The following is a 10,742-nucleotide window of genomic DNA, read 5'->3' on the forward strand; positions in this document are numbered from 1 at the left end:
GATTGGGTTGATAGGCCGGGGATGGAAGCGCGGTAACGTGTGGAGTCGACCGGTACTAATAGGCCGAGTGGCTTGAACACACTGAACGTTCAAACTGATCGCTGCAAGAAATGTTCGCGTCCCTGTGTGGTTCCCAGAAAACATCCTGGTCGAACCGCATCAAAGTGAATACTGAGCTTTGACGGCTCGGACGAGACTTGCCGGCCCCTTGCGTGGGGTTGTGCGTTGATCGTTCGGTGGTTATGGCGAGGGGGAAACACCCGGTCCCATCCCGAACCCGGTAGTTAAGCCCCTCAGCGCCGATGGTACTGCATGGGAGACTGTGTGGGAGAGTAGGACGCCGCCGGACTTATATTGGGTAGGGCCCGCCACATTGTGGCGGGCCCTACTTCTATTTATGGGTCATTCGTGGGACGAATAGCCCCGCCACTCTCGTGGCGGGGCCATTCTCATTTGCGAGGCTTCTGTGGTCCGATAGGACATAGAAAGCGGACTGGGCGTGGTCGCCTTGAGATCACGGGCCAGGCCCGCAGTCCGTTTCCGTTCGAACGCCTCCCGGGCGAACCCGATCGAGGCGCACTTCGGGCTGCTGCGGCAGTTCACCCTCGCTAACTCGCATCATTCCAACCACACGGTTCAAACACGGGAGAGGACTATCCGGCGTAGGGGTTGCCGCCGAGCCAGGTGGTCCCGTCGATCAGTTCGCGTGCCGCGTCCAAGTGACCGCTGTGGCAGGCGATCTCGGTGAGCACATGGATGAGGACGCGGCGCACGTCGGGCAACCGCCAGGTCGGCCAGATGTCCACGGGCCACGCGGCGGGCTCCTGCTCCAGGTTGGCGGCGGCGAGCACGACGTCTGCGCGTGCGATGGCCGCCCGGTAGTCGGCGAAGACGTCCTTGGTGCTCATCCCTTCGGGGACGTACCAGTGCGCCTCCGCGCCTGCCGCAAGCTGGCTGGCCACATCCGGGTCGCCCGCGATCACCCCGGGGAACCAGAAGCGTTCGACATCCACAGTGAGGTGGCGCAGCAAAGCCAGGCAGCTCCAGCCGCTGGGCAACACCGGCCGCCGCAGATCCTCCTCCGAGAGCCCTTCGAGGATCCCGAGGACGTGTGCGCGCTGGCTGTCCAGCGCGCTCTTGAGCGCGTCGAGTTCAGCGTTCACCGAACGGCGCCCTGCGCCGGGATCTTGCTGAGCCGGGACGCCGCTCACCACGGCCCCGCCTTTCGTACTTGTCATCCGCGCGCCTCCGTCAACCACAGAACATGATCTGACTCCGGCCTGGACGCTACACCGGGGTACGACAACACCTGCCCGATCGGCACCCCGTCGTTCGGCACCCGCCCACCCGGCGAACCTCCCCGGGCACGGCACTAACAGGCGAGGCGGGCGGATGAAGGCCTGGGCCCCGGGCGCAACAGCGGTGTCGCTGATTGAGACTTTGGAAGTTTTGCCGGCACCGCTTGGACGCCCTCCACAGCCGAAGGTGCGAGCTATGCGCCCTTCGTCCGCTACTCCAGTGCCGGACGTTCTGGTGTCGGCGCAGGATTGCGTTGGGCTCGTCCACGGGCCCCTTGAGCTATTGGGAAGGTGTCTCAGGGCTGGTGGCGGTAGCGGGGGCGGTCAGCGTGTGGCTGGGCCGTCGGCGTTGGGGAGAACTGGGCGCGGAATCGGACCTGGCCGGGTGCCGGGGGCGGAGTTCTTGATGGGGCGTCCAGGTGCGGCGCAGTCGGCCAGAGCCGTCGCCTGGCTCGGAACACCGCAGGGACTTGCCGCTCGGGGGTGGCTGGGGGCGGGCCTGGTCAGGGCTTGTGGGCCATGCCGGCGTAGTGCATCTGCTGGGCGAGGGTCAGGTCCGCGGGTGGGGGCTCGGCGGGGTGCCACAAGGGGTTCGGGACGACGCCGGGCGGTAGGAGCTCGTAGCCGTCGAAGAAGGCCGTGATCTCCTTCGAGGTGCGGAAGCGGCCGGTGCCCAGGAGGTCCAGGAAGCGGCGCTGGAGCTCCTGCGAGAGCGGGCCGATGTCGCAGAAGTGGGAGACGAACAGGTGGCTCCCGGACGGCATCGCGGCCATGTAGGCGTCCACGATGCCCTTCGGGTCCTCGTCGTCGTGCAGGTGGTGCAGGATCGCGACGAAGAGGACGCCGACCGGGCGGGAGAAGTCCAGGAGCCGCGTGACCTCCGGGTGGGCGAGGACGGCCGCGGGGTCCCGCAGGTCGGCGGTGATCACCGCGGTGCGGTCGTCGTCGGCGAGCAGGGCGCGGCCGTGCGCGAGGACGATGGGGTCCTTGTCGACGTAGACCACGCGGGAGTCGGGGGCGACGCGCTGGGCGACCTGGTGGGTGTTGTCCGCCGAGGGCAGGCCCGCGCCGAGGTCGAGGAACTGCCGGACGCCGCGTTCGGCCATGAGCCGGACGGCGCGTCCGAGGGTGGCGCGGTTGACCCGGGCCATGCTCATGATCTCGGGGAGGCCGTCCTGGAGGCGCTGCGCGACGGCCCGGTCGACCGCGAAGTTGTCCTTGCCGCCGAGGGCGACGTCGTACACGCGCGCGACGCTGGGCCGGCTCGTGTCGATGCCCTGGGGCGCCCACTCCGCCGTCATGGTCGAACCTCGTTTCCCCGTCGAGTGGAACGTCCGTGGTGGCGATCGTATCCACGGTGCGTCGGCGGCGCGGGAGTTTCTGTCATCAACTCGTACAACCCTCTCGGCGTTCATCTGTGGGACTTCTTCGGCGCTTATTCGTAAAGGCGTGGAAGTTGTCCTTCGGGCCGCCGTCGCGGTGGGGTTGGCGACGGTGTTGGCGGGGTGTGCCGCGGATGCGGCGACGGGCGGTTCGGTCGCCACGAAGCGGTCCCTGGTCGTCGGGGTCAAGGCGGACCAGCCGGGGCTCGGTCTGGCGGACGCGGATGGGCGGGTGTTCAGCGGGTTCGAGGTCGAGCTGGGCGCGGAGATCGCCAAGCGGGTCGGGGCGACGGACGTCCGGTATGCGGCCGTCACCTCCGACGACCGGGAGAGGCTGCTGAACGCGCACAAGGTGGACCTGGTGCTCGCCTCGTACTCGATCACCGCGGAGCGGGCGACGAAGGTGACGTTCGCCGGGCCGTACTACGTGGCGCACCAGGACATCATGGTGCGCAGTGGGGAGCGGCGGATCCGTGGCGTCCGCGATCTGGCCGGTCGGCGGATGTGCGAGGCGAGCGGCTCCGTCTCGACGTCCCGGGTGGTGCGGGGGCTCGGCATCGACGCGGTACTGGTGCGGCAGCCGTCGTATTCGGCGTGTGTGCGGAAACTGCTGGACGGGTCCCTGGACGCCGTCTCCACGGGCGACCTCGTTCTCGCAGGCTTCGCAGTGCGGAACGGCGGCGCGGTGCGGATCCTGAACCGTCCGTTCACCGAGGAGCCGTACGGCGTCGGCCTGCGCAAGGGGGACGTGGACGGCTGTGAGGCGGTGAACAAGGCGATCACCAGGCTCTATCAGGACGGCACCGCGCCGCGTTTGCTGCGTAAGTGGTTCGGGGCGTCGGGGCTGACGAACCTGGCCGCCACGGTGCCGGAGTTCCAGGGCTGCTCGTGACGGCGTCCGGGGGTCTCAGGGCTGCGGGTCGGTGCGGAGGATGGAGTAGCGGACGCCGTCGCGCCACGCGCCGTCGCGGAAGACGACGCCGCGGATGATCCCCTCGCGGGTGAGGCCGAGCTTCTCCAGCGTGCGCTGCTCGGCGATGTTCTCCAGTTCGGTGTCCGCTTCGAGGCGGTGCGTCCTGGTGTAGGCGAACAGGTAGCGGATGAGGAGCCGCTGGGCTTCGGTCCCGACGCCCTTGCCGCGGTGGTCCGGGTGCAGGCCGATGCCGAAGTTGTAGTAGTGCGTGAGCGGGTTCGCGACCACTTTGTGCCAGGCGACGAAGCCGAGACGGTCGGCTCCGTCCGCCACGAGCAGGACGCTGCGGTCGTCGTCGACCAGGCCGTTCTCGCGCCAGTACCGGCGCCAGCGTGTGGGGTCGGTGTAGCCGTGCCAGGCGAAGTCACCCGCTGTGCCCGGGTCGGTGAAGAAGGACTCCAGGAAGGGCAGGTCGTCTTCCCGGACGAGGCGGAGGGTGGGGGAAGCATGATCCATACGGCCGACGGTAGCCCACGGCGGACGGGTGGTCGGGTTGGACGCTTCGCGGGCCGGTCATAGGCTGCACGGGTGAGTGAGAAGGTGTGGGAGATCGAGCCGTCCGGGCCGCTGCGCGGCGACGTCACCGTGCGAGGGGCCAAGAACGCGGTCAGTAAGCACATGGTCGCGGCGATGCTGGGAGAGGGGCCCAGCACCATCACCAACGCGCCCGACGTCGGTGAGGTGGGCATCACCGGCGCGATGCTGGAGCACCTCGGAATGCGCGTGGAGCGCGCCGACGGGGAGATCACGATCGTGCCCGGGCCGGTCGCCGAGCCGAACGTCCCGAAGGCGTTCACCGGGCTGAACCGGATTCCGATCCTCATGCTGGGGCCGCTGCTGCACCTGGCGGGGGAGGCGTTCGTCCCGCTGGTCGGCGGCGACCCGATCGGTCGCCGCCCGGTGGACTTCCACGTGGAGGCGCTGCGCGCGTTCGGCGCGGAGGTGGAGATCGCCGAGGACGGCATCCACGCCCGCGCGAGCCGGCTCGTCGGGACCCGGATCACGCTGCCGTACCCGAGCGTCGGCGCGACCGAGACGGTGCTGCTGGCGGCCGTCCGGGCGCAGGGCAAGACGGTGATCCGCAACGCGGCGACCGAGCCGGAGATCATCGAGCTGGCGCTGTTCCTGCAGCGGATGGGCGCGCGGATCTCGTTCGCGCCGGACCGGCGGATCGTGGTGGAGGGCGTGCCGCGGCTGAACGGCGCGCGGACCCGGCTGGCCGGCGACCGCATCGAGGCGTTCTCGTACCTGGTCGCGGGCCTGGTCACCGGCGGCGAGGTGCGGGTGCACGGCTGCCCGCAGGACCGCCTGGTCACCGCGATCACCACGCTGGACCGGATGGGCGCCCGGTTCGAGATCACCGACGAGTGGATCATGGCGTCGGCGCCGCGCGGACTGCGTCCGGCCGCCGTCCAGACCGACACTCATCCGGGGTTCGCGACCGACTGGCAGACCCCGCTGATGGTGCTGTTCACCCAGGCGGACGGCATGTCGGTGCTGCACGAGACGGTGTACGAGAACCGGCTGGCGTACGTCCCGGCGCTGCAGAGCATGGGCGCGGAGATCGAGGTGTACGACACCTGCCTCGGCGGCCCGGCCTGCCGGTACCACGACACGGCGGCGCTGCACTCGGCGGTCGTGCGGGGCGTCACGAAGCTGCGCGGCGGCGACGTGACGATGCCGGACATCCGCGCGGGGTTCTCGGCGGTGCTCGCGGCGGCCGTGGCCGAGGGACCGTCCATGCTGCGCGGCGTGCACCACATCGAGCGCGGCTACCACCATCCTGTCGAGCAGTTCCGTGCTCTCGGCCTCAACCTGCGCGCCCGCGAAGCCTGAGCCGGGCTGAGCGCCTGAGCCCTGAGCCCCGCTGAGGTCGGCCCACGTGATTCGGCTCAAGGGGAGCTGAGCGCGGAGGGCTGGTCAGGTTGTGTGAGGCGGGTGCGGCCCGTCGGATCCCTTCCGGGTTCCGGCGGGCCTTTTCTCGGCCGTCTGTGGTCAAGGCGCGGTCTGGCATCCGCCTGTGGCGGTGACGGCGGCGCGATCCGGGGAAGGGTCTCGGGCACCGGACTCCGCTGGAAAGGGGGTGCCGCGATGACGGGCGCCGACAATGTGGTGATCGTCGGGGCCGGCCCGACCGGCCTGCTGCTGGCCGGGGACCTGGCCGCCGCCGGGGTCGACTGCACGGTGCTGGAACGCCGCGCGGACGTCCCGAACCTGACACGGGCGTTCGCCGTCCACGCGCGGACGCTGGAGACGCTGCAGATGCGCGGTGTCGCGGACGAACTGCTGGGCACCGGGCGGCGGGTCCGCACGGTGCGGCTCGCCGGCGGGGCGCGGCTCGACCTGTCCCGTCTTCCCGGCCGGTTCCCGTTCGTGCTGGTCACGCCGCAGTACGAGACCGAGCGGGTGCTGGAGCGGCGGGCGCTGGACGCGGGAGCGCGGATCGTGCGCGGCGCGGAGGTGACGGGACTGCGGCAGCACGGCGACGGCGCCGAGGTCCGGTACCGGAAGGATGGCCGGGAACAGGTCGCGGAGGCCGCGTACGTGGTCGGCGCGGACGGCGTGCACAGCACGGTCCGCGAGGCGGTCGGGCTGCCGTTCCCGGGCCGGTCGGCGCTCCGGTCGGTGATGCTCGCGGACGTCCGGCTGATCGATCCGCCCTCGTCGGCGCTGACGGTGGGGTCGTCCGGGGACGCGTTCGCGTTCGTCGCGCCGTTCGGGGACGGCTGGCACCGGGTGATCGGCTGGAACCGCGCCCACCAGGCGGCCGACTCGGAGCCGGTGGACATCGGGGAGCTGCGCCGGGTGCTGCGGCGGGTCTTCGGCAGCGACTACGGCATGGGTGAAGTGCGCTGGATGTCGCGGTTCCACAGTGACGAGCGGCAGGTCACGCGCTACCGGACGGGGCGGGTGTTCCTCGCCGGAGACGCGGCGCACGTGCATTCCCCGATCGGCGGAATGGGCATGAACACGGGTCTGCAGGACGCCGCGAACCTCGGGTGGAAGCTCGTGGCGCAGCTGCGCGGGCACGCTCCCTCCTGGTTGCTGGACAGCTACCACGAGGAGCGGTTCCCGGTGGGGCGCGGCGTGGTGCTGGGCAGCGGCGCGATGCTGCGCGGCCTGCTGCTGGAGGGCCGCGCGGCGCGACTCGGCCGGGACGTTCTGCTGAAGGTGGTGACCCGCGTGCCGCCGGCGGCGCGCCGGATGGCGGGCCTGGTGTCGGGGCTGGACATCTCCTACCGCGCGCCGGTCGGGGCGCATCCGCTGACCGGCCGCCGCGCCCCGGACGTCCGGCTGGGCGGGGGCGGGCGGCTCTACCAGACGCTGCGGGACGGCCGGTTCGCACTGGTCGTCGCGACGAACGACCCGGCGGTCACCTACCTGGCGGACCGCCACTGGGCCGGCCGCGTGCGCTGCGTTCCGGCGGGCGGGCCGACCCGCACCACCGTCCTCGTCCGGCCGGACGGCTACGTCGCCTGGGCCACCGACGAGACCGCGCCGGAGCGGCGGGCGCCGGAGATCCGCGAGGCGCTGGAGAGGTGGTGCGGGCCGCCCGCCGAGCACGGCCACGGGCACACGGGTCAGAAGCGGCGGCTCTCCCGGCCGTAACCGAGCTCTTCCGCCACGTCGGCCAGGTTCTCGTACGAACGGTCCGGCAGGGACTCGGCCGCGGACAGCGCCTCGTCCGAGACGTCGCCGGAACGCAGCGCCTTCAGCAGGTCGCCGCGGTCCGCGGGGTAGTGGACGCCCACCAGAGCGCGGGCGAGGGCGCTGCGGCCCTCCACGTCGTCCGGCGACATACCGGGGGGCGAGCCCTCCTGGCGGGCTCCGCCGGTCTCGATCGGGTCCTCGGTGACGGGGTCCCACGTGGACGTCGATGACGCCGGTTCCGGCTGCTTCCACTCCTCGGCGTGGGTGGGGTGGCCGCCCTGGACCAGCCCCTCGGTCTCGTGCTGGATCTCGTCGTCCAGCCTGGGGTCGTGCTTACCGGTCTGATCAGCCATAACGTCCTCCTTCCTGCCCACCGACCTTCCCCGAGAGCAGGGGCTAAACGATGATGATCGGATCGGTGTCGCGGACGGCCCGCGACACCGGGCGGTCGCCGGACGTGCGAGGCTTGGAACCGCACTACGAGAGGTGGAGGTCCACATGGCCGACTCGAACGAACGCGACACCGGCGACGGCGAGGACGAGGTGAAGCGCAGGTTCCGGGAGGCTCTGGAACGCAAGCGGTCCGCGTCCGCGAACCGCGGGCGGGACGGGGGCGGCGCGGGCTCCAAGGTGAAGGGCGTGCACGAGCGCGCCGACCACCAGCGCCAGTTCCGCCGCAAGAGCGGCTGACGAACCCGGGCGGAGGCCCCCGCAGCAGGTGCGGGGGCCGATGACCATCGGGCGGCCCGCCCGGCGGCGGATCAGCCCTGGTAGAGCCGCTCGGCGTAGGACGGACCGTAGTACCGCTCCAGCTCCTCCAGGCTCTCCGGCGTCGCCATGACCTCCTTGGTGATCTGCGCGTGGGAGGGCAGGACGCCGGGGTTCCAGGTCTCGGGCTTCCACAGCTGGGACCGCATGAACGACTTGGCGCAGTGGAAGTAGATCGTCTCGATCTCCAGTTCGAGCGCCAGCAGCGGCCGGTGGCCCTTGACGACCAGGTCGTCGAAGTACGGCGCGTCCCGCAGCAGCCGGGCCCGGCCGTTGATGCGCAGGGTCTCGTTCCGGCCGGGAATGAAGAACAGCAGGCCCGCGTGCGGGTTGGAGAGCACGTTGAGGTAGCCGTCGGCGCGCCGGTTGCCGGGCCGCTCGGCGATCGCGATCGTGTGGTCGTCCAGGACGTGCGCGAGGCGCCCCGCCGGGTCGCCCTTCGGGGAGACGTCGCAGTTGCCGTCGGCGTCGCTGGTGGCGACCAGGCAGAACGGGGAGGCGGCGAGCCAGTCGCGGTCGCGCGGGTGCAGGCTCGGGCGCTCCTTGTCGCGGGCGCGCGGCATGACCTCGCCGAGCAGCGCGCGCAGCTCGTCCGGCGACGTGATCTCGGTCCGCTGGGGCATGGGGGTCCTCCCTCGGGGTCGCGGGGGCCCAGCCTAGACAGCCGTTCTAGGCGGCGTACTCGTCGGGGTGGGGGAGTCGCGGGTCGTCGGCCTGCGGCGTGTCGGCCGGGCGGTACTTCGGCTCCTCCCACGGCTTCTGTCCCCGGGAGGAGGCTCATCGTGGTCTTGCCGTCTCCGCGTCGATGATTTCTCCGCTGGCTGGTGGTCACTTCCGGTGAAGGGGGTGCACATGAGGGCGAGCGGTGGGCACGGCCGATCCGCGGACACGGACGCGGATGCGGCTTCGGAGACGGATCCCGGGACGGTGGCGAGGCGCTTTTCGGAGGCGTCGGCTCTGCTGGCGCGCGGGGCGTGCTTTGCCCTCGCCGCCCTTGGGGAGGTGACGGCGGACCTGCTCGCCCGTCCGACGCCTTGCGAGGGCTGGGATCTGCGCGCCTTGCTGTGGCATCTGGACGACTCGGTGGCGGCGCTCACCGATGCCCTGACCAGCGGGTATGTGGGCCTGCCAGAGACATCGGAGCCCGGAGGCGAGGAGCCCGCCGCGGCGGATGCCGGGGATCCGCTCGCAGCGGTGCGGTGCCGGCTTGCGCGGCTGGTCGACCTGCGCGGAGACGCCGCGCACGTCCGGATCGGGGATCGGTGTCTGGGGCACGCCGACCTGGCCGTGGCCGGAGCGCTGGAGCTGACCGTCCACGGCTGGGATGTCGGGCGGACGACGGGCGCGCGGCATCCCGTCCCGGCCGGGTTGGCGTTGAGGCTGCTGCGGCACGCGCCCCGGCTCGTCCCCCGGGAGGTCCGTGGGACGCTGTTCGCGCCGCCTGTCCCGGTGCCGGACGCCACCGATCCGGGCGATCTGCTGGTGGCCTACCTGGGGCGCGACCCCGCCCGGTGACGGAGTGCGAGACGGCGGCGGTTACGCGGGCGCGTAGGTGCGAACGCCGTTCGCCTCGTGGGCGACCAGGACGCCCTGGTCGGTGAGGACGTCCAGGTGCGCGTCGATCTCCAGGACGGCCAGCATGCGGCTGAACACGTCCAGGTCGTCGAGCTTGCGCTGGCGGCGCGTCCAGGACATCGCGGCGGCCACCTCGAAGGCGGTGGCGCGGCCGGCGCGGACGTGCCCGGCGGCGGTGTCGAGGCGCTGCTCGTGGTGGTGGAGCAGCTCGTCGACGCGGGTGTGGACGCTCGCGGTGACCTGGCCGTGCGCGGGCAGCAGCAGGGTGTCCGGCATGTCGCGGACGAGGCGCAGCGAGGCGAGGTAGCTGCGCAGCGGCTTGGGCTCCGGCTCGGTCTCCAGGCCGATGGACGGGCTGATGTGCGGAAGCACGTGGTCCCCGGCGAACAGCAGCCCGGCGGCGGCGTCGCGGAGCACGACGTGCCCGCGGGTGTGGCCGGGGGTGGCGAAGACGTCCAGGGAGCGGCGGGTCAGCTCGACCCGCTCGCCGTCGTCCAGCCAGGCGTCCGGCATGGTGTTCGGGATGTCGCGCTCCTCGGCGTTGACGCCGAGCGCGGCGATCTCGCCGGCGAGCGCGTCCGCGCCGCAGCGGCGCAGCAGTTCGGCCTGGCGCGGGTGCAGACCGCGCCGGACGTCGAACGCCTCGATCGAGGGCCGCTCGCCGCGTCCGATCCGGACCCGGCCGCCGAACTCGGCGCGCAGCGTGAGGGCCTGGGAGTAGTGGTCCCAGTGCGCGTGCGTGACGAGGAACTGGGCGACGTCCTCCAGCCGGTGGCCGAGCAGCCGCAGCGCGCCCGCGAGGGCCTTGCGGCTGTCCGGCATGGCCCAGCCGGAGTCGACCACGACCAGGCCGTCCGGGTCCTCGATCACGTACACGTTGACCGCGTGCAGGGACGCGACGGGCAGCGGGAGCGGGATGCGGTGCACCCCTGGCGCGACCGGGTGGGCGCCCGGCTCGGTCCAGTCCGCGGGCTGCTCCGTGAGCGGTTGCGCCACCTGTTGTTCCCTCCGGTCCCGAATCTCGTTCGGCGCCGAACCTACTCCATCCGGGCGGCCCGTCCGGTCATCGGGGGCGGGACTCAGCCGTACTCGTCG

General features: G+C 71.6%; 11 protein-coding genes and 2 rRNA genes. 7 read left to right on the forward strand and 6 right to left on the reverse strand.

The annotated features are described in order from the left end of the window. A 23S ribosomal RNA gene (locus tag AB0J52_RS13915) occupies positions 1-80 on the forward strand; the annotation flags it as partial. 152 nt (positions 81-232) lie between these two features. Continuing rightward, positions 233-349: ribosomal RNA gene (gene rrf / locus AB0J52_RS13920) — 5S ribosomal RNA — on the forward strand. 304 nt (positions 350-653) lie between these two features. On the opposite strand, the gene AB0J52_RS13925 is transcribed toward rrf, so the two are convergent. Together AB0J52_RS13925 and AB0J52_RS13930 are read right to left on the reverse strand one after the other, a co-directional pair. Beyond that, positions 654-1,163, reverse strand: coding sequence for a DinB family protein (locus tag AB0J52_RS13925; RefSeq protein ID WP_500181952.1), 510 nt, complete (start codon positions 1,161-1,163; stop codon positions 654-656). 638 nt (positions 1,164-1,801) lie between these two features. After that, a complete protein-coding gene (locus AB0J52_RS13930) occupies positions 1,802-2,599 on the reverse strand; it encodes an SAM-dependent methyltransferase (protein WP_500181953.1) in 798 nt (265 codons plus the stop codon). 148 nt (positions 2,600-2,747) lie between these two features. Between AB0J52_RS13930 and AB0J52_RS13935 the strand changes: the two genes are divergently transcribed. Continuing rightward, the gene (locus AB0J52_RS13935) at positions 2,748-3,572 is read left to right on the forward strand and encodes a glutamate ABC transporter substrate-binding protein (protein ID WP_500181954.1); all 825 of its coding nucleotides are present in this window, start codon (positions 2,748-2,750) and stop codon (positions 3,570-3,572) included. Between the two features lie 15 nt (positions 3,573-3,587). On the opposite strand, the gene AB0J52_RS13940 is transcribed toward AB0J52_RS13935, so the two are convergent. Further along, positions 3,588-4,109: a GNAT family N-acetyltransferase gene (locus tag AB0J52_RS13940; protein ID WP_500181955.1), complete on the reverse strand. Its 522-nt coding sequence runs from the start codon at positions 4,107-4,109 to the stop codon at positions 3,588-3,590. 72 nt (positions 4,110-4,181) lie between these two features. Here AB0J52_RS13940 and murA point away from each other — a divergent pair, with 72 nt between their 5' ends. Next, positions 4,182-5,489 (forward strand): UDP-N-acetylglucosamine 1-carboxyvinyltransferase, encoded by a 1,308-nt coding sequence (murA, locus tag AB0J52_RS13945; protein ID WP_500181956.1) that lies wholly within the window; start codon positions 4,182-4,184, stop codon positions 5,487-5,489. A 255-nt stretch (positions 5,490-5,744) separates the two neighbouring features. Continuing rightward, entirely contained in the window at positions 5,745-7,262 is a 1,518-nt protein-coding gene (locus tag AB0J52_RS13950) for an FAD-dependent oxidoreductase (protein WP_500181957.1), read from the forward strand. On the opposite strand, the gene AB0J52_RS13955 is transcribed toward AB0J52_RS13950, so the two are convergent. After that, positions 7,235-7,657 carry a DUF2795 domain-containing protein gene (locus AB0J52_RS13955; protein WP_500181958.1) on the reverse strand — a complete coding sequence of 141 codons (423 nt, stop codon included), beginning with the start codon at positions 7,655-7,657 and terminating at the stop codon, positions 7,235-7,237. The two genes, AB0J52_RS13950 and AB0J52_RS13955, sit on opposite strands and share 28 nt — an antisense overlap. A 145-nt stretch (positions 7,658-7,802) precedes the next feature. Between AB0J52_RS13955 and AB0J52_RS13960 the strand changes: the two genes are divergently transcribed. Beyond that, positions 7,803-7,994 (forward strand): DUF5302 domain-containing protein, encoded by a 192-nt coding sequence (locus AB0J52_RS13960; protein ID WP_500181959.1) that lies wholly within the window; start codon positions 7,803-7,805, stop codon positions 7,992-7,994. A 71-nt stretch (positions 7,995-8,065) separates the two neighbouring features. Here the strand turns inward: AB0J52_RS13960 and AB0J52_RS13965 are convergent, their stop codons facing one another. After that, entirely contained in the window at positions 8,066-8,695 is a 630-nt protein-coding gene (locus AB0J52_RS13965; RefSeq protein ID WP_500181960.1) for a pyridoxamine 5'-phosphate oxidase family protein, read from the reverse strand. A gap of 229 nt (positions 8,696-8,924) precedes the next feature. On the opposite strand from AB0J52_RS13965, the gene AB0J52_RS13970 reads away from it, so the two are divergent. Then, on the forward strand, positions 8,925-9,587 hold the full coding sequence (locus tag AB0J52_RS13970; protein ID WP_500181961.1) for a maleylpyruvate isomerase family mycothiol-dependent enzyme: 663 nt from the start codon (positions 8,925-8,927) through the stop codon (positions 9,585-9,587). Between the two features lie 21 nt (positions 9,588-9,608). Here AB0J52_RS13970 and AB0J52_RS13975 read toward each other — a convergent pair whose 3' ends face one another. Continuing rightward, positions 9,609-10,643 (reverse strand): MBL fold metallo-hydrolase, encoded by a 1,035-nt coding sequence (locus AB0J52_RS13975; protein ID WP_500181962.1) that lies wholly within the window; start codon positions 10,641-10,643, stop codon positions 9,609-9,611. Positions 10,644-10,742 lie beyond the last annotated feature (99 nt).

This window comes from Spirillospora sp. NPDC049652, assembly GCF_040675125.1.
In the GTDB taxonomy this organism is placed as follows: domain Bacteria; phylum Actinomycetota; class Actinomycetes; order Streptosporangiales; family Streptosporangiaceae; genus Spirillospora.